General features: G+C 39.2%; 16 protein-coding genes. 3 read left to right on the forward strand and 13 right to left on the reverse strand.

Annotation, left to right across the window (positions count from 1 at the left end):
• Nucleotides 1-72 precede the first annotated feature (72 nt).
• Nucleotides 73-879: a restriction endonuclease gene (locus ESY88_RS10885; protein ID WP_147086793.1), complete on the reverse strand. Its 807-nt coding sequence runs from the start codon at nucleotides 877-879 to the stop codon at nucleotides 73-75.
• A gap of 27 nt (nucleotides 880-906) precedes the next feature.
• Here ESY88_RS10885 and ESY88_RS10890 point away from each other — a divergent pair, with 27 nt between their 5' ends.
• Nucleotides 907-1,161: a hypothetical protein gene (locus ESY88_RS10890; RefSeq protein WP_147086794.1), complete on the forward strand. Its 255-nt coding sequence runs from the start codon at nucleotides 907-909 to the stop codon at nucleotides 1,159-1,161.
• On the opposite strand, the gene ESY88_RS10895 is transcribed toward ESY88_RS10890, so the two are convergent.
• The 10 genes from ESY88_RS10895 to ESY88_RS10935 all read right to left on the reverse strand — a co-directional run bounded on the left by ESY88_RS10895 (nucleotide 1,156) and on the right by ESY88_RS10935 (nucleotide 13,146).
• The gene (locus ESY88_RS10895) at nucleotides 1,156-1,668 is read right to left on the reverse strand and encodes a DNA cytosine methyltransferase (RefSeq protein ID WP_223270801.1); all 513 of its coding nucleotides are present in this window, start codon (nucleotides 1,666-1,668) and stop codon (nucleotides 1,156-1,158) included. The two genes, ESY88_RS10890 and ESY88_RS10895, sit on opposite strands and share 6 nt — an antisense overlap.
• 159 nt (nucleotides 1,669-1,827) lie before the next feature.
• Nucleotides 1,828-2,349 (reverse strand): hypothetical protein, encoded by a 522-nt coding sequence (locus tag ESY88_RS10900; protein WP_147086795.1) that lies wholly within the window; start codon nucleotides 2,347-2,349, stop codon nucleotides 1,828-1,830.
• A 6-nt stretch (nucleotides 2,350-2,355) separates the two neighbouring features.
• On the reverse strand, nucleotides 2,356-2,790 hold the full coding sequence (locus ESY88_RS10905; RefSeq protein WP_147086796.1) for a hypothetical protein: 435 nt from the start codon (nucleotides 2,788-2,790) through the stop codon (nucleotides 2,356-2,358).
• A gap of 212 nt (nucleotides 2,791-3,002) precedes the next feature.
• The gene (locus tag ESY88_RS10910; RefSeq protein ID WP_147086797.1) at nucleotides 3,003-5,690 is read right to left on the reverse strand and encodes a DNA gyrase/topoisomerase IV subunit A; all 2,688 of its coding nucleotides are present in this window, start codon (nucleotides 5,688-5,690) and stop codon (nucleotides 3,003-3,005) included.
• Between the two features lie 3 nt (nucleotides 5,691-5,693).
• Nucleotides 5,694-6,173, reverse strand: coding sequence for a hypothetical protein (locus ESY88_RS10915; protein ID WP_147086798.1), 480 nt, complete (start codon nucleotides 6,171-6,173; stop codon nucleotides 5,694-5,696).
• Nucleotides 6,174-6,175: 2 nt separating this feature from the next.
• Nucleotides 6,176-8,029, reverse strand: a complete 1,854-nt coding sequence (locus ESY88_RS10920; RefSeq protein ID WP_147086799.1) for a DNA topoisomerase IV subunit B — start codon at nucleotides 8,027-8,029, stop codon at nucleotides 6,176-6,178.
• A 125-nt stretch (nucleotides 8,030-8,154) separates the two neighbouring features.
• Complete coding sequence (locus ESY88_RS21020; RefSeq protein ID WP_189702585.1) at nucleotides 8,155-8,319, reverse strand: hypothetical protein; 165 nt, start codon at nucleotides 8,317-8,319, stop codon at nucleotides 8,155-8,157.
• Nucleotides 8,320-8,857: 538 nt separating this feature from the next.
• Nucleotides 8,858-9,952 (reverse strand): redox-regulated ATPase YchF, encoded by a 1,095-nt coding sequence (ychF, locus tag ESY88_RS10925; protein ID WP_147086800.1) that lies wholly within the window; start codon nucleotides 9,950-9,952, stop codon nucleotides 8,858-8,860.
• Between the two features lie 328 nt (nucleotides 9,953-10,280).
• A complete protein-coding gene (locus ESY88_RS10930) occupies nucleotides 10,281-12,731 on the reverse strand; it encodes a YfhO family protein (protein WP_147086801.1) in 2,451 nt (816 codons plus the stop codon).
• A 130-nt stretch (nucleotides 12,732-12,861) separates the two neighbouring features.
• Nucleotides 12,862-13,146, reverse strand: coding sequence for a DUF4834 family protein (locus ESY88_RS10935; RefSeq protein WP_147086802.1), 285 nt, complete (start codon nucleotides 13,144-13,146; stop codon nucleotides 12,862-12,864).
• A 106-nt stretch (nucleotides 13,147-13,252) separates the two neighbouring features.
• On the opposite strand from ESY88_RS10935, the gene ESY88_RS10940 reads away from it, so the two are divergent.
• Together ESY88_RS10940 and ESY88_RS10945 are read left to right on the forward strand one after the other, a co-directional pair.
• Nucleotides 13,253-14,170, forward strand: a complete 918-nt coding sequence (locus tag ESY88_RS10940) for a transporter (RefSeq protein WP_147086803.1) — start codon at nucleotides 13,253-13,255, stop codon at nucleotides 14,168-14,170.
• A 60-nt stretch (nucleotides 14,171-14,230) separates the two neighbouring features.
• Nucleotides 14,231-15,355 carry a GTP cyclohydrolase gene (locus tag ESY88_RS10945; RefSeq protein WP_147086804.1) on the forward strand — a complete coding sequence of 375 codons (1,125 nt, stop codon included), beginning with the start codon at nucleotides 14,231-14,233 and terminating at the stop codon, nucleotides 15,353-15,355.
• A 249-nt stretch (nucleotides 15,356-15,604) separates the two neighbouring features.
• On the opposite strand, the gene ESY88_RS10950 is transcribed toward ESY88_RS10945, so the two are convergent.
• Together ESY88_RS10950 and ESY88_RS10955 are read right to left on the reverse strand one after the other, a co-directional pair.
• Entirely contained in the window at nucleotides 15,605-16,864 is a 1,260-nt protein-coding gene (locus tag ESY88_RS10950; RefSeq protein ID WP_147086805.1) for an aminotransferase class I/II-fold pyridoxal phosphate-dependent enzyme, read from the reverse strand.
• Between the two features lie 160 nt (nucleotides 16,865-17,024).
• On the reverse strand, nucleotides 17,025-18,062 hold the full coding sequence (locus ESY88_RS10955; RefSeq protein ID WP_147086806.1) for a PLP-dependent cysteine synthase family protein: 1,038 nt from the start codon (nucleotides 18,060-18,062) through the stop codon (nucleotides 17,025-17,027).
• Nucleotides 18,063-18,070 lie beyond the last annotated feature (8 nt).

Consider the following 18,070-nt stretch of genomic DNA (forward strand, 5'->3'; position numbering starts at 1 on the left):
CTATCCGCTACAAGTCCTCGCTCGTGCCTCGCTGTGGGCTTTCCACTTCTATCCCTAACGCAAAAGAACTCGTTAGAAATTCTTAAACCAGTCTTCGTCAATTGTAACCTCTTCTTTAAACTCAACAGAAACTCCAAGTCCAAGTTCTTTGAGCTTTTCAACTAATAAATCTCCATCAATCAAATCTATTACAGGCGCCCCATCTCTTGACGCTTCAGCTATTGCATCTCTTGTAAACATACCAGTAGTGATAAATAATCCTTTATCAGTTCTTCCTACCATTGCACCACGAAAATCTCGCATATCTTTTGCGCCAACTTTTCCCTTATATCTTTTACATTGGAAAATAATATGAAAGCTTAAAATGCCATTTATTTTTGCTATACCAACTCCATCAATACCACCATCTCCTGTTCTTCCTTTAACTTCAACTTGCGAAAATCCTTTCTCTCTTAATATTCTTTGCACCAAACGCTCAAATGCATTTGGGGAAAGATTATCTGAAATCACATTTAATAATTTCTGTCTCCACTCTTCATCATCAGTAATTTCTTCATCTATTTTTTTTGCTAAACTTTTATCAAAAGCTATTTTATATTTTGGTAAATTTATTTCTTGGTTCGCTTTAATAGCCCAAACACCCCGTTTTGAGTTTTCAATTGATCCTTGGTTTTTAAGCATTGTTCTAACCCAAGCCATTTGATATTCAAATTCGGTTTGGTTAGTATTTTTATGCATTTTATTTAATAGCTCTTCTGGTAATTGAAGAATATCTATTACTTTATTGTTAATTTCATCATTCGATCCAGAGCCACCTAATTCGGTTAAGGCTTGTATCGTATAATTAAAAAAATATTCTCTTTTTGGAAATGATTTCATACTTTGCAATATACAATTTTAACGAAAATGTTAGTAAAAAATTTAGAACATCTGAAAGAGCTTGCAAATAATGAGAAGGGAGATTTGGAAGATTTTTACGTTTCATTGGCTGGCGGTATAGTCAAAAGCGGTAAAAGAATCTTTTATGATAAAGAGTTTGATTCATTTTCACTTGTTAATGAAGTGGATGATTCATTTCAGTCATTTGATTCGTCAGAAATTGGGGAAGTAACTAATTTGCTTGAAGCTATAAGTAAAAACGCATTATTTAAAGATTTATAAGTTTATAAGAATTTCTAACCCAATAGCTCTTGCCATTAAAGGCGGAAAACTATTTACAACTAAATCCGAACAAGTTAGATTTTGATGTTTCAATCCACCTTTATTATTACCTTGAAACACGAAAGAGTCGTCAAAATATTGCAAACGTGACATCTCTCTTACTGTCAAAGCTCTTGGCGAATTATAATGAATGTAATCGTCTGCAATAGTCATTATGGTAGAGCTTTGTTCGTCTGGTTTTAAAACATTGTAGTTTCGTTTGTTTGTTGAAAGACCTAAAACTGTTGCAAGTGATGAAAAAAAGTAATTATAAAATTTTAATTCTGACTCTTCTAATATTAGTAAGGCAGCGGATAGAGCTGTGAAGAAGCGAAATAATTCTCGAAAGTAATTAAAAGTTAGCGAAATCATAATTGCAGAAAATAAACCTGAAACTATGCCAATCCAAAATCTTTGTCTTCCAATATTTTGAACCGATATTTTTTCTTTGGTAAATTTTCTTGTCACTTACGTATTCTTATTTTAATGTGTTACAATGCTCTTGTGTATGGTTAGTTACGTTTTCTCAAGGCACTAATTTATTAAACAAAACATACTTTCGTGAACGGGATATATTCTCAAAGAACAAGTAGCAGCAATTAATTATACGCGTATTGTGCGTTCGTTTTATTTCATTAAATAATCCAATATTTCAAATTTCTTAAGTCCAAATAGAATAGCTAACAGCCAATAAATAACTAGAAATATTCTTACTGCTACTTTTTCAGGTAAAACTCCAAAAAATTCCATTAAATATTGAGGAAACTTTACAATAAAGTCAATCCAAAAAATTGGATTAAAAGATTCTTTAAACCGCTTTCTAAAAACACCGATTGCTTCATTGAATCGCATTCTAATACTTCCGACAATATCAACTCTTCTGTTTGTTAAATTATCAAATCCAGAAACTTGCATATTTGCAAAATTTCCGTATCCTAAAGACTCTTGGTGTATTATGGAGAAATCTTTCAGTCCAGCGTCTTTTAAAAGAGATATAATTTCTTGTTTGTATTGAGCAAACTCTAATGCATTTGTTTGAAGATATTCTTGATACTTTTTAAATAACTTCTGAATTCTCTTGTACTTATAAAAATTGGTTATAAATCTAATAAGCATTACCGTAGCTAAAAATCCAATGATATAGTACAAATTCATTTATTTTAATTTACTCAATTCATTTAATTTAATTAGTTCCAAATCTTCATTATTGAAAGCTGTCCATTTGCCAGAATTATAGTCTTTAGAGTAAAGTCCGTTTTCGATTAAATATTTATATTTGTTTTCAACTTTTTCAATCAATTCTTTAATTGTTTTTGCTTTTGCTAGTTCATTATCGTTCAAAATTAAGGAGTCAAATCTTTTTAAGGTATTTATATATGCATACTCGGGTTTATGAGTACCAACGACATATTCATCTAAATCTCCACAATTGCTAATTATAAAATCAGAATCCGATTCATTGATTTCATTGAGCAGAGATTTAATTGTCGTTCTTCTCGTTAATCTTTCTGCTCCAACTAAAAATGGAACTGTTAAACCATATCTTCCTTTTTCGTTACACCAAAAATCAATTAAGTTTTTCCAAATCATATTAAATAATTCGTATTTTTTTATTGACGTACAACTAGTTATATCCATACAAATATTTACCTCGAACTAAAAGCTATTCCCAATGCATCCTCAATCAAAACCTTTTGCAGTCAACCAACTACAATAAGCCAATCCAAAATTTTTTTTACTACCACCAGGCCACTGGATCACAAGCAAAATTGTTACCCTTAACAGCAAAACAACCGGCCAGCTTAAAACAAGGTCGTTTGCCCTTCGCCATCTAAATCGGAATCTTCTGAATCCTCCGCATCATCAGGCTTCATTGTTGCTGTGGTGTCTTTTGCTGAATTGCCTTCCGAAGCATCATCGCTATTGGAATCTACTTCAGTTTCATCAACCACTTCCAAATCTTCGGCATGGGTTTCCTCTGGTGCTTCGTAAGGTAAAGGATCCAACAAACTGATCTGGTTGACCTTTTCCTTGGTCAATTGGTTGCCAAGTGCGCTGATGCCTTTGATGGCGATGAATTCCTCGATATTGACGCTCTCATTGTCCTTGCGCTCCTTACCACGTTCTTTTTTGAATTCAATGTCAACCACGGGTTTCCAGTCGGTTGAAACGATTTCCAACTGGGAATTGGCATGTTCTGAAATAAACAATTCTTCCTTGCCTTCGGTCTCGATCAAGAAACGTTTCACATAATAAAGTTCTTTTTCGCCATTGTAATAGATCGCAGATATGGGTTTTTTGGGATTCCATTTTTCCAAAACAATCATATCATCCTCAAAATGTGCGGTCAACTCTGGAAGAATGGTTTTTAAAACGCCCTTTTGGGAAATGACCAACAAGCGGTCTTCTCCTCTAAATTCGCCAATGAGCCAGCCGCGATCATCAACATTGAGACGCTGTACGGTATCGTCAAACCAAATCTTTCTTGGTTTTAAGGTGGAAACGCCACGTTCTTTGAGCTCAATTTTCTTGATGGCATGTTTAGTGACCATGTTGCCTTTGGAGTTGCGCCCTTTGATGAGCACTTCCGCAAAATCCAAATCCCATTTTAGTTTTTTGATACTGCCTACTTGGCGTAGATACACGGTCACAACTTCGGCCTCGCCATTGGGGTTTGCCGAGAAATACCACATCTTGGAGCCTTTGGCATCTTTGGTCAAGTCATATTCCTTATCACGGGTTATCGCCGTGATGGAAAAACGCTTGACGTAGGTTGCGCCTTTGCTCCCGTGCCGATAAATCATGTTATATATGGTGCGCTTGTCTTTCTTTTTAAATACGGCAACATGCACGATGTCTTTGCCAATAAAGGTTTTGCTATCCACCTTGGTGACCATCATCTTACCCTCGCCTGTAAAAACAATGATATCATCAATGTCACTGCAATCGCCCACATATTCGTCGCGTTTCAGGGAGGTTCCGATAAAGCCTTCCGCGCGATTGACGTAGAGCTTGGTGTTTCTTATAATCACTTTGCTGGCATCAACATCTTCAAAGATCCTGATCTCGGTTTTGCGCTCACGGCCTTTGCCGTATTCTTTTTTGAGACGCTCAAAATAAGCAATGGCATAATCAATGAGGTGTGCCAAATGGTGTTTGACCTGGGCGATTTGATCCTCAAGGGCGTCTATTTTTTGCTGAGCCTTGTCAATATCGAATTTGGAAATACGCTTGATTCTAATTTCGGTCAATCGCTCGATATCCTCCTGGGTAATGGCACGTTTCAAATGTGCGATGTGTGGCTTTAAGCCTTTATCAATGGCGTTTATGACACCTTCCCAAGTTTCTTCCTCCTCAATATCCCGATAGATGCGCTTTTCAATGAAAATACGCTCTAAGGAAGCAAAATGCCATTGTTCTTCAAACTCGCCGAGTCTAATTTCCAATTCACTCTTGAGCAATTGCACGGTATTATCGGTTGAGCGACGCAACATTTCGGTAACCCCCACAAACAGTGGTTTGTTATCTTCAATCACACAACCCAACGGCGAAATGGAATTTTCACAACTGGTAAACGCGTAAAGGGCATCAATGGTTTTTTCAGGTGAAATACCTGCAGGCAGATGCACTAAGATTTCAACTTCGGCAGCGGTATTGTCGTCAATTTTCTTGATCTTGATCTTGCCTTTTTCGTTGGCTTTTAAAATGGAATCAATCAGCGAGGTGGTATTCGTTCCGAAAGGGATTTCAGTAATGACCAAGGTGTTCCTGTCCAATTGCGAGATTTTTGCCCGCACGCGAATCTTTCCGCCTCTCAACCCGTCTTTATAATCGGTCACATCGGCAATTCCGGCAGTAGGGAAATCGGGAACAATTGTAAATCGTTTTCCATTTAAATGCTTGACGGAAGCATCTATCAATTCAATAAAGTTATGTGGTAGTATTTTTGTTGAAAGCCCCACTGCAATGCCCTCACCCCCTTGCGCCAGAAGCAGCGGAAACATGACCGGAAGGTTTATAGGCTCTTTACGCCTGCCGTCATAGCTGGACTGCCAACCGGTAATTTTTGGATTATAAACCACCTCTAAGGCAAATTTAGACAAACGTGCCTCAATATAACGTGAAGCCGCAGCTCTGTCACCGGTTAAGATATTGCCCCAATTCCCTTGGGTATCGATCAAAAGATCCTTTTGCCCAATCTGCACCATCGCATCTGCGATACTGGCATCGCCATGTGGATGGTATTGCATGGTATGCCCTACAATGTTGGCCACTTTATTATAACGACCATCATCCAGATCTTTCATGGAATGCATGATCCTGCGCTGTACGGGTTTGAACCCATCTTCAATGGCAGGCACCGCACGTTCTAAAATCACATAAGAGGCATAATCCAAAAACCAGTCTTTGTACATCCCGGTGACCCTGGTAATGCTTTCTTGTGGTTGTTCGTTTTGCTCGTTCGCCAAATCATCAATTTCTTCACTCATCAATTATAGCTCCTTATGTTTTAGTTTAATTATTTTTGTTAGGGATTGCCTAATGTAACGCCGTTTCTTTTTTGTAAGCAAGGTGACATTAAAAGTATCTTTGCTTTTTTTACCTCTAGAATTTGAGGTGTAAATGACCAAGGTTCTATAAAATAAGAAATTATTGAACTTAAAGGCCAACAAATTGTCTTTTGCAAATTCGATGCGCTTTTCCCGATAGTTGAAATTATCGCTCAACATCAAGCCTTTGTTAAGTATGATCACATTTAACCCGTCACTATCGTACTCAAAATATTTGGAAACACGGTGTACCAGAAAAAAGATGAGTGTAAAACCAACCAACACCAGCACCATGGCAATGGCCGAATCGGAAGTGATATCGCTAAACACCCTTGAAAGCGTTGCCATGACTATGGCAAGAACCACAAGGATGAAGTAAACCGATACAATGGTGTTTTTTACGTTGGAATTGTTGGTGCGCATGATTACTCTTCTATAACGTCTAGTTCTACTTTGAGGTTATCGATTATAAATTCTTGGCGAGTTGGTGTATTTTTACCCATGTAAAAGGACAGGAGATCTTCAATAGACATGTCTTTGTCGAGCATGACCGGATCCAGACGAATGTCCTCACCAATAAAATGGACAAACTCATCTGGTGAAATCTCACCCAAGCCCTTAAATCTCGTGATCTCTGGTTTTGGCTTTAATTCTTCCATGGCATTCCTGCGTTCTTCTTCGGAATAACAATAAATGGTCTTTTTCTTATTTCTCACACGGAATAAAGGCGTTTGCAAAATATACAGATGCCCTTCCTTGATGACTTCAGGAAAAAACTGAAGAAAAAAGGTAATCAACAACAAGCGAATATGCATCCCATCCACATCGGCATCGGTAGCGATGACCACGTTGTTGTAACGCAGATCTTCTGTAGATTCCTCTATGTTCAATGCGGCTTGCAACAGATTGAACTCTTCGTTTTCGTAAACAATTTTCTTGCTCAAACCATAACAGTTGAGCGGCTTTCCTTTTAAGCTGAACACCGCTTGGGTATTTACGTCCCTTGATTTTGTGATACTCCCGGAAGCAGAATCGCCCTCGGTAATGAATAATGTGGTTTCTAAATAACGCTCATTTTTGGTATCACCAAAATGCACGCGGCAATCGCGTAATTTTTTATTGTGGAGGTTGGCTTTTTTCGCACGGTCTTTGGCCAGTTTTCGAATGCCCGACAGTTCTTTGCGCTCGCGTTCGGCCTGAAGGATTTTACGTTGCATCTTTTCAGCAACGTCTGGGTTTTTATGAAGAAAATTATCCAAATATTTTTTTAGGAAATCGTTGATGTAGGTCCTTACCGTTGGGAACTCCCCTCCCATATCGGTTGAGCCCAGTTTCGTTTTGGTCTGACTTTCAAAAACGGGTTCCATGACTTTGATGGAAATGGCGGTCACGATGGATTTTCTCACATCTGAGGCCTCGTAATTTTTTCCGTAGAACTCTCTTATGGTTCGCACAATGGCTTCACGGTAAGCTGCCAAATGTGTACCACCCTGAGTGGTGTTTTGTCCGTTTACAAAACTGTGGTACTCTTCACTGTATTGGGTTTTACTATGGGTGATGGCTACTTCAATGTCCTCGCCTTTAAGGTGAATGATGGGATAAAGTCGGTCGCTTTCGGTAATGTTTTCAGACAAAAGGTCTTTGAGACCATTTTCACTGTAATATTTTTCGCCATTAAAAAGAATCGTCAATCCCGGGTTAAGGTACACGTAATTCTTGAGCATTTTCTCAATATACTCATTACGGTATTTGTAGTTTTTGAATATGACTTCATCTGGAATAAAAGAGACCTTGGTTCCCTTTCTACGGGAGGTATCATCCAACAATTCGTGATTGATTAGCTCACCTTGCTCAAATTCTGCAGAAGCCGATTTGGCATCACGTGTGGATTCCACCCTGAAATAACTGGAGAGTGCGTTGACCGCTTTGGTACCCACACCGTTGAGACCCACCGATTTTTTGAAGGCTCTAGAATCGTATTTGCCACCCGTATTCATTTTGGAGACTACATCCACAACCTTACCCAAGGGAATACCACGCCCATAATCACGAACAATGACTTTATTGCCTTGTATGGAAATCTCAATGGTCTTGCCGGCGCCCATGACATATTCGTCTATGGAATTGTCCAACACTTCCTTCATCAAAATATAGATACCATCGTCTGGAGATGAGCCATCTCCCAATTTACCGATGTACATGCCAGGTCGCATCCGGATGTGTTCCTTCCAATCGAGCGAGCGTATGTTATCTTCGGTATATTTAGTTTCTTGGGTCATATTTTAATGGGATCTGGATGCGATGCTAATATAAGGCAACACTATAAAACATGGAATAAGCTTATCACAAAGTAATTAACAATGAAATTTGATAACTCCATTCCTTCTTTGGAATTTGAGCAGGATTAATCCTGGGACTTACCCGCGATATAGGCAAAATATAAAAATGGTGCAATAACGATCACTGCGGCAATGATTAGCGCTGTAATGAGCACGAATTTAAATACATAGACCAAAACAAAGAATGCTGCTATGGCAATTAAGATGAAGATTATAAGTTTTTTTCCCATTTTTTTATTAGATTTTAATGCCTAAAGATACCTAATTTTAGTTGGTTTAGCCCTTGCACACCATCAAAAGCATGAAATTTCATCGCATCCCATTTATAAGAGCTCTTTTGCATTTGCGGTACCTTGGGTCGTTTTTGAAGTAGGTCGAAAACCCTATCTTTTAAACACTTTGAATGTAACTTCTACTCGGTAAAAAAACAATGCATCTTGAGTCTAGAAGCTAGCTCATTAATAGGAATGGTTTTGATTTCTTGATGCAAGATTGCATTTGAACTTACTTACACTGCTTCTTCGGAACAGGAATCCAAAAAATGACTGTACCTAAAAAAATCCCCGCTACTACTTCTAAGCATTCCCTTTTACTGCCTCCCTTCCGCAGAAAAAATTAATAATTTGAGCACCCACAAAAATCTAATATGAAAGCAGCACGATAATAGTAAAAAGTCTATACTCCAAAGCGAAGCAGTCTAGATTCTAGGTTCTAGCTACTAGCATCCAGCTTCTAGCATCCAGCCTCTAGCCTCTAGCCTCTAGAATTCTAAACATTGAACAAGAAGTGCATCACATCGCCATCCTTAACCACGTAATTTTTGCCTTCCACACGCATTTTACCAGCTTCCTTTACTTTAGCTTCGCTGCCAAAAGCCACGTAATCCTCATAGGCGATGACTTCGGCACGGATAAACCCTTTCTCGAAATCGGTGTGGATCACACCAGCCGATTGCGGTGCTGTTGCGCCAACATCAATCGTCCAGGCTCTAACCTCTTTGACACCGGCAGTGAAATAGGTTTGTTGGTTCAATAATTTATAGGCAGATCGGATCAATTTTGCAGATCCAGCCTCTTTCAAACCAATGTCCTGCAAAAACATTTGGCGCTCTTCATAATCGTCCAACTCATTGATATCGGCCTCTGTGCCCACGGCAAGCACCAAAACTTCGGCATTTTCATCCTTGACCGCTTCCCTCACTTTCTCCACATAGGCATTGCCTGTGGTTGCTGAAGCTTCATCCACATTGCAGACGTACATCACTGGCTTATCGGTTATGAACTGCGCTGGTTTTACAAAATCGGCATAATCATCGTCACTAAATTCTAAAGCTCTTACCGAAATGCCTGCTTCCAAACCAGATTTGATTTTCAAGAGCACGGCCTCTTCTTTTTGAGCTTCCTTATTACCGGTTTTAGCAGCGCGCTTAACCTTGTCCAATTTTTTGTCAACCGTTTCCAAATCCTTAAGCTGAAGCTCCATATCAATGGTTTCCTTATCACGAATTGGGTTGATATTGCCATCAACATGTATGATATTATCATCGTCAAAACATCGCAACACATGAAGAATAGCGTCGGTTTCTCTAATATTGGCCAAAAATTGATTGCCCAAACCTTCGCCTTTACTTGCGCCTTTTACCAAGCCCGCAATATCAACAATCTCTACAGTTGCTGGCAATACGCGCTCCGGGTTGACCAAACTTTCCAATTTTTCCAATCTTGAATCTGGCACGTTGACCACACCAATATTAGGTTCGATGGTACAAAACGGAAAGTTCGCACTCTGCGCCTTGGCATTGGATAAACAATTGAATAAGGTTGATTTTCCTACGTTTGGTAATCCTACAATTCCTGCTTTCATGATGCTGTATCTTGCTTTTTCCTAATGCTATATTATGCTTCGGAAAAGGTATTTATGGGTTCTTGTTATATTTTGTAATCCTATAAAAGCTTGAGTGCGATCAAGATTTTTACTAGGGATTTTGCGAGTGCAAATGTAGGCAATTATCTTGTTGTTTGAAACAAAAAAGCCTGTTCAAAAATTACACGAAGCTAGAGGCTTTTTTTTGAAATTCATATCGATAAAAGTGCTGCTAGATTTCAGGAAATCGGCAGCTTTTAAATCTGTCTTAGAATCAAGATTGAGACACCTCTGAACTGCATGGATCTGATCACAATAAATTTAACCGCTAATCTAGCTTTTTACTCGTTTCTGATGTTCTTCGGAAGGCCATATAGGTTCCCCCGAAAATAAGTAAAATCAACAGGATGGAACTCCCCAACGCAATCTGGCTCCCGGTTTGGATGACCTCAGGCTCAAATTTGAAAACTATTTTATGCGTTCCTGCAGGCACATTCATCCCTCTAAGTACATAATTCACGCGGTGATGCGGCACTTTTTTTCCGTCAAGTGTGACCTGCCAGCCGTTACCGTAGTAAATTTCAGAAAAGACTGCAAAACCATTGTGAGCGTTGTTGGTTTCAAACTCCAATAGGTTTGGCTCGTATTTGCTTAGTTTTATAGATGCCAATGAATCAACCGTGAAACGTTGAGTACTCAAATCTGAAGCTGTGGTGACCGCCTTGACCTTGGTATTTAAACTGTCTAAAGCCTTGATTTCAGCATTTGCGGAATTCAATTTCTCTAATTCTGACACAAACCAAGCATTCCCGTTGGGTTGGGTATAAGTGGTAGTGGCCTGGATTTGATTGGCCTCATCATCCACAATAATATACTTGGTGTTGAGCATGTTGAGCACCTCCATATTGTTTTTGGCGATATGAAAATCATAAAGCTCATCAAAACGTTTGAGTTTTGCAGCATGGTACCCACTCAAGCTATTGTGAAAATAGGCAGCACGCGCGGGCATGGCACTTGCTTGTGAAACATCCAAAACCCGAAAATGTGTCTTGTCTTTCAGGACTTCCAAATCGGCAGCATTCGCTTGGTAAGGCTTGTTGACCTGTAAAGCTGAAACAAAATTATCATTATTGACATAACGCCGATTCACACCTACCAAATCAAATAAAATCAAGATTGCGAAAATACCAATGACTACGTTTTCTGAGATTTTTTTCTTCAGAAACATAAAAATGCTACCTGCGGAAAGCAAGACCAAAATCAAGGTTCTAAGTGTATCTTGGGTAAAGAAGCTTTTTCGATCTTCCTTCAAAGCATCCACAAAGGCCTGGCCATATTCACCATACATTTGTCGAAATTGGCCATCTCTAGCGCCAACAAAATCGAAAAAGGTGGATTTGAACAGCAAGAATACCAATGCCAATCCGCCCACAATTAAGGTGCTGTATTTAAGTGCCTTTAACTTATCTTCGTCTTTATCAAAATCATTGAAGAGTTTTACCAAACCAAAAATCGCCAGAACAGGCAAGCACAATTCAATGATGACTTGAATGGAGCTAACCGCCCGAAACTTGTTGTATAAGGGCACGTAATCAATAAAGAAATCGGTCAAAAACCCAAAATTCTTTCCGTAGGATAACAATAGCGATAAGATACTAGCACCAACAAGCCACCATTTTAGGCGCCCTTTTACCAAAAACAAGGCAAATACGAACAAAAATATCACAACCGCTCCAATATAAGCTGGAGCTTCAACAATGGTTTGATCGCCCCAATAGGTTGGTGTTTCCGCCACTGCTTCCAATGCTTGCACAGGGCTTGCACCTATGGTTTTATAAAATTCGTAGGAAGCAGAATCCTTTCCAACATCCTCACCGCTACCACCACCTAAAAATCTCGGGATGAATAGGTTGAAGGTTTCCACCAAGCCGTAACTATATTCCGTAATATAATCCTTGCTCAAACCAGAAGTAATTTCCTTTTGTGAGCCGTCTGCATTAATTGTAAGGTCACTTTTACCACGTGTACTTTCTTTCACGTACTCTTGGGTGGCCATGATGTTTGTAGCATTCAAGCCAACTGCCAGTATCACGCCAATGCTCATGATGCCAACCGATTTGAAGAAATGAGGCAGCATCTTTTTTCTATAAGCATCAACTAGATAGGCGACTCCCAAAACCAAAACCAACAACATCAAATAATAGGTCATTTGAAAATGATTGGCCTGTATCTCAAGACCAAGCGCAATGGTAGTGAGCAAAAAGCCAAAAATGTAGCGTTTCCTAAACGTTAATATAATACCACTCAACACCAAAGGCATATAGGCAATGGCGTGCGCTTTACTATTATGCCCAACGCCCAAAATGATAATGAGATAGGTGGAAAAGCCAAAAGCCAAAGCTCCCAATGCAGACAAACGATAATCAACCTTTAATGCAAGTAACAATACGTAAAAACCTAAAAAATAAATAAATAGGTAGTCTGCAGGTCTTGGCAAAAAGCGCAATGCAGTATCTAATTTCTTGATGTAATTATGTGGATAGGCAGCGCCCAATTGATAGGTTGGCATGCCGCCAAATGCACTATCGGTCCAGTAGGTTTCCTCGCCTGTTTCAGCCTTAAACTCCTTTTGCTGCTTAGACATGCCAATATAATGCATGATGTCGCTTTGCTCTATCTGTTTGCCTTGCAAAACAGGACTAAAATAAATGAGTGAAACCACCACAAAACCTATCAATACAAGTAAGTGAGGCAGTATTTTTTTAAACGAAAATTGCATGGAATGGTTTTAAAAGGAAACGAAGGCGAAAAGTAGTTATTTTTTTTGGAATACCATTAAAACCATCATGACGATTGTAAGCGTTTGAAGATGCGCGATCCCAATGAATTAATTGTTACCGATTTGAGAATCAATCAATTTCTTCATAGTCAATATATTCACCAACTTCCTTATCAGAGTTCTTGTCAGAATTTGGCACTTTATCAATAACCGTTTCTCCCGCTCTCTCATTTTGAGCTTGCTGCTGGCGTTGTTGCTGCTGAAATTGACCACCAAAACGCTCCTGCATTTTTTTAGACATATAACGCACAAAATAAGGCGCAAAAAATCTAATGAGAATTTTTATCCCGTAGTAAATCAATACTATGACTAAAATCGTGCGTAAAAAACCAATTAAAGAGGCAGCTTGAAGCATTTAAAATTTTTTTCAAAAATACAATTATATGAATTTAAAATGACTTTTAAATACTTAAAAAATATATAAAATCTCTATATTTGGCTGAAATCCTAAGCGGAAACCAATGTTCAAAAAAATCCTACTGCCATCACTATTGTTAGCATCCTCTCTAGTATTTGCCCAATACACAGAGGTTATCAACTCTAATAGACCAGGTGTTTCAAAGAGTGCATTTTCTGTTGGCACCAATGTGGCTCAATTTGAAGTGGGACCATACATGATCAAGGAGGAGCACACACCATTAAATTATGAGGTTTCAGGTTTTGGCGCTGACTTCTCTGCACGATACGGTTTGCTTTTTGAACAATTGGAACTCAATATAGAAGGCATTTATCAAAATGACACCTTTAAGGATAACCGATCTGCAATTACTTCCGAACGAAGTCGTGCCAACTTTAAAAGTTTTGCCGTTGGCGCCAAATATTTAGTTTATGACCCTTATAAAAATGAAGGTCAAGAGAAACCGAATCTTTACAGTTACCATGCTAATTTTGGCTTTAAATGGAAAGACTTGATTCCTGCAATAGCGGTTTATGCGGGTGCTAATTTTGATACCAAAGACAACCCGTACACCGCCCCAGGGATAGAAGGTTTTAGCCCAAAAGTAATGATCGCCACGCAAAATAATTTTTCTGGCGGATGGGTATTGGTGCTCAATCTAATAAAAGACCGTATTGGAACCGAGCAATCAGACTTTCAGTACGTCGTTACTTTGACCCATAGTTTCAATCCGCAATGGGTGGTTTTTGGGGAAACCCAAGGCATCCAGAGTGACTTTTATGCCGACAATCTGTTTCGATTTGGTGGCGCCTACCTGTGGAGCAAGGATTTTCAAATCGATACCGCAGTCACGTTCAATACAAAAGATACGCCTTCCGTTTTTGGTGTCAATCTCGGACTTTCCTACCGTTTGGATTTTCATCAGGATAAGGAAATTGACAATAAAAATTCTGTTGAAGATGTTGACAAACGACGTAATTAACCAACCAGATAATCGGTCTATAATTTTCAAATTCGCGGAAATCATTTAGACAAAACGCCTATGATTAGCATAAAAGAAATTCAGTCGAAAAGCGACTTGAGCAAATTCGTGAAATTTCCGTTCAAACTCTATAAAGACTCCAAATATTGGGTGCCTCCTATCATCAAGCAAGAACTTGAAACCTTCAATAAGGAGAAAAACCCTATTTTCAAAGATGCGGAAGCCCGTTTTTTTCTAGCTTACAAGAATGATGAGATTGTTGGCCGCATTGCAGCCATTATCAATTGGTTGGAAGTCAATAACCAGAAACAGAAAAAAATGCGTTTTGGATGGTTCGATTTTATCGATGATCCAGAGGTTTCGAAAGCTCTTTTAACTGAAGTTGAGCGCATTGGCAAGGAAAACAATCTTGATTACACCGAAGGTCCCGTTGGTTTTTCAAATTTGGATAAGGTTGGCGTGATGACGGAAGGATTTGATTCCATCGCCCCCATGATCACTTGGTACAATCACCCCTACTATGCCAAACATTACGAAGATTTTGGCTACGTGGTAGAAAAACATTATTCCGAAAGTCGCTTCCCCTTTGAAAACGTTAAACCAGAATTTTTCAAAAAAGCGCAGGAGCTCATCAAGCGGCGTTATGATTTGAAACCGTTGCACTTAACCAAGACTGAAGACGTCATGCCCTATGCAGACAAGATGTTCGATTTGTTCAACAAGAGCTACTCGTCCCTTTCGTCCTTTGTTGCGATAACCGATATTCAAAAGGAATATTTCAAACAGAAATTCATAAGTTTTGTCAATCCAGAATACATCAAGTTTGTTGTTGATAAACATGACGAACTCGTTGGCTTTGCCATCGTAATGCCCGCATTTTCAAAAGCGCTACAAAAAGCCAAAGGTAAATTATTTCCCTTCGGGTTTGGGCATATCCTAAACGCCAAGAAGAACAGCAAGGACGTTATTTTCTATTTGATAGGCATCCATCCCGATTATCAAAACAAGGGCGTACACGCAGTTATTTTCAATGAATACTACGAAACTTTCAGGAAAAAAGGCATCCAAACCTGTTTTAGAACACCAGAGCTGGAAGACAATGACGCGATACATAAAATATGGAAACATTTTGATCCTGTGGTTTACAAGCGACGGAAAACGTTTAGGAAAAGTTTGAATGCTTAGGAAAGGAAGGAGCTGGGGTTTAAGCTTTGAGAATTAAGTAGAAAGTACAAAGAATCAAGACTCTAGACTCTTGACAAGTCTTTTTACCAAGGATATGTTATAAAACAAAAAATCCGGCACTTGATGTGCTGGATTTTTTGTTTGAAAGAAACCTTAGTGTGGAAGATTGTCCACATCTAAATAGTTGCGCTAAAAATTAGCTGCAATCAAGTTTTGGTTCTTACATCTAATAATCTTGATTCTATAAGCTTACTCGCCCATTGCAGCCATAACGGCAGCAGAAAGACGCCTGTAAGTGCCATTTTCCAATCGGGTTCTAATGGCTTCAAAAGCATCCAGTGTTACGGTTACATCTTCTAAAGTATGGGTCGCTGTTGGAATCATGCGCAGTAAAATCAATCCCTTAGGTATTACAGGATATACTACTATCGAACAGAATACACCATAATTTTCACGAAGATCGCGCACCAAAGCCATCGCTTCTGGGATGCTTCCTTTCAAATATACTGGGGTGACACAACTTTGTGTGGTACCAATATCAAAGCCGCGTGCTTTCAAACCAGATTGCAGGGCATCGGTATTTTCCCAAAGCTTATCCTTCAATTCTGGCATGGTACGCAACATATCCAAACGTTTCAAGGCGCCAACCACCAATTGCATTTGCAAGGATTTGGCAAACATTTGAGACCGAAGGTTGTATTTCAAATAATCGATTATTTCTTGATCGGCAGCAATAAACGCACCGGTACTGGCCAGAGATTTTGCGAAAGTGGCAAAATACACGTCAATATCGTCTTGCACACCTTGCTCCTCGCCTGCTCCTGCGCCTGTGGCACCTAAAGTTCCAAAACCGTGGGCATCATCAACAAACAATCTAAAATTGTATTTTTTCTTGAGAGCGACAATTTCCCTCAATCGACCTTGCTCACCGCGCATTCCAAAAACGCCTTCAGAAATCACTAAAATACCTCCTCCAGTTTGCTCGGCCATTTTTGTGGCACGGTCTAGGTTTTTCTCCAAACTTTCAACATCGTTGTGCTTGTAGGTAAAACGTTTGCCCATGTGAAGGCGCACCCCGTCAATAATACAGGCGTGGGCATCAACATCATAGACAATAATATCGTCTTTAGACACTAAGGCATCGATGGTGGACACCATCCCCTGATATCCAAAATTCAACAAATATGCAGCCTCTTTGCTTACAAATTCTGCCAATTCATTCTGTAATTTTTCGTGTAGATCGGTATGGCCAGACATCATTCTCGCTCCCATTGGGTATGCTGAACCGTACTCTGCAGCAGCTTCCGCATCTATTTTCCGAACTTCTGGATGGTTGGCCAATCCAAGGTAATCGTTTATGCTCCAGGTAATTACTTCTTTACCTTGAAACTTCATTCTATTTGAGATTTTTCCCTCTAATTTTGGAAACACAAAATAGCCTTCCGCTTGAGATGCCCATTTACCCAAAGGGCCTTTATCTCTATAAATCTTTTCAAATAAATCCTTCATTTAAAGCTAGTATTTAGTCAAATTAGTGGTTGCAAAATTAGTTAATTATATTATGACTGCATAATATTTTTATGAACCATACCCATGTGGGGTCTGTGAAAAAACGCAAATCCCATTACGCAAAAAAGCACAATAGGATTTCAAGTGTTTTCAAATAATATTATTTTATGTATTGAATTTTTTCTGCGGAAATTTTCTCATTGTCAAAGAAACCTTGGTCTTCCATCCATTTATCACTGTAGACCTTACTCATATAACGTGAACCATGATCTGGAAATATAACCACAACCCTGTCCCCCGCTTTGAATTCGCCTTCTTCCTCGAGTTGTTTAAGCGCTTGCATCGCAGCACCACTGGTGTAACCTACGAATAAGCCTTCAGTTTTTGAGATCTTTCGAGCCATGTGCGCGCTTTCCTCATCGCTTACCTTGACAAACTTATCGATCAAATCAAAATTGGTAGCCGTTGGAATTAGATTTTTACCAAGCCCTTCAATACGGTAAGGATAAATTTCCTTTTCGTCAAACTCACGGGTCTCGTGGTATTTCTTCAGGACAGATCCGTAAGCATCAACGCCAATCACTTTCACTTCCTGATTTTGTTCTTTCAAATATTTGGCAATACCAGAAATGGTACCCCCTGTGCCACTGCAGGCTATCAAATGGGTGATTTTACCTTCCGTCTGTTCCCAAATTTCTGGACCCGTGCTTTGATAATGCGCATCCAAATTTAAATCGTTGAAATATTGATTGATGTAGATAGAGCCTTCCGTCTCTTTATGCAAACGCTTGGCCACTTCATAATAAGATCTAGAATCGTCGGCCTTCACATTAGCAGGACAAACATACACCTGCGCTCCCATGGATCTCAACATGTCAATCTTATCTGGTGAGGATTTAGAGCTTACCGCCAAAATACATTTATAGCCTTTGACAATACTTACCATGGCAATGCTAAAACCGGTATTGCCAGAAGTAGTCTCAATAATGGTATCGCCAGGGTTCAATATGCCCTTGCGCTCGGCTTCCTCTATAATGTGCAGTGCAATTCTGTCTTTGGAAGAGTGACCAGGATTGAAAGCCTCAACTTTGGCATAAAATTCGCCTTTGAATCCTTCAGTCATTTTGTTCAATTTGATAAGTGGCGTTTTACCTATTAATTGTAAAACATTATCAAAAACCTGTCTGTCTTTTTTCATAAATGCTA

The organism is Subsaximicrobium wynnwilliamsii (assembly GCF_007997225.1).
GTDB classification, from domain to species: domain Bacteria; phylum Bacteroidota; class Bacteroidia; order Flavobacteriales; family Flavobacteriaceae; genus Psychroserpens; species Psychroserpens wynnwilliamsii.

Bases quoted from the DNA above. Each gene is read 5' to 3' on its own strand.
- ESY88_RS10930 (WP_147086801.1), bottom strand. From the start codon at position 12,731: ATGCAATTTTCGTTTAAAAAAATACTGCCTCACTTACTTGTATTGATA.
- ESY88_RS10915 (WP_147086798.1), bottom strand. From the start codon at position 6,173: ATGCGCACCAACAATTCCAACGTAAAAAACACCATTGTATCGGTTTAC.
- ESY88_RS10950 (WP_147086805.1), bottom strand. From the start codon at position 16,864: ATGAAGGATTTATTTGAAAAGATTTATAGAGATAAAGGCCCTTTGGGT.
- ychF (WP_147086800.1), bottom strand. From the start codon at position 9,952: ATGAAAGCAGGAATTGTAGGATTACCAAACGTAGGAAAATCAACCTTA.
- ESY88_RS10885 (WP_147086793.1), bottom strand. From the start codon at position 879: ATGAAATCATTTCCAAAAAGAGAATATTTTTTTAATTATACGATACAA.
- ESY88_RS10920 (WP_147086799.1), bottom strand. From the start codon at position 8,029: ATGACCCAAGAAACTAAATATACCGAAGATAACATACGCTCGCTCGAT.
- ESY88_RS21020 (WP_189702585.1), bottom strand. From the start codon at position 8,319: ATGGGAAAAAAACTTATAATCTTCATCTTAATTGCCATAGCAGCATTC.
- ESY88_RS10945 (WP_147086804.1), top strand. From the start codon at position 14,231: ATGATTAGCATAAAAGAAATTCAGTCGAAAAGCGACTTGAGCAAATTC.
- ESY88_RS10955 (WP_147086806.1), bottom strand. From the start codon at position 18,062: ATGAAAAAAGACAGACAGGTTTTTGATAATGTTTTACAATTAATAGGT.
- ESY88_RS10940 (WP_147086803.1), top strand. From the start codon at position 13,253: ATGTTCAAAAAAATCCTACTGCCATCACTATTGTTAGCATCCTCTCTA.
- ESY88_RS10910 (WP_147086797.1), bottom strand. From the start codon at position 5,690: ATGAGTGAAGAAATTGATGATTTGGCGAACGAGCAAAACGAACAACCA.
- ESY88_RS10890 (WP_147086794.1), top strand. From the start codon at position 907: ATGTTAGTAAAAAATTTAGAACATCTGAAAGAGCTTGCAAATAATGAG.
- ESY88_RS10935 (WP_147086802.1), bottom strand. From the start codon at position 13,146: ATGCTTCAAGCTGCCTCTTTAATTGGTTTTTTACGCACGATTTTAGTC.
- ESY88_RS10905 (WP_147086796.1), bottom strand. From the start codon at position 2,790: ATGATTTGGAAAAACTTAATTGATTTTTGGTGTAACGAAAAAGGAAGA.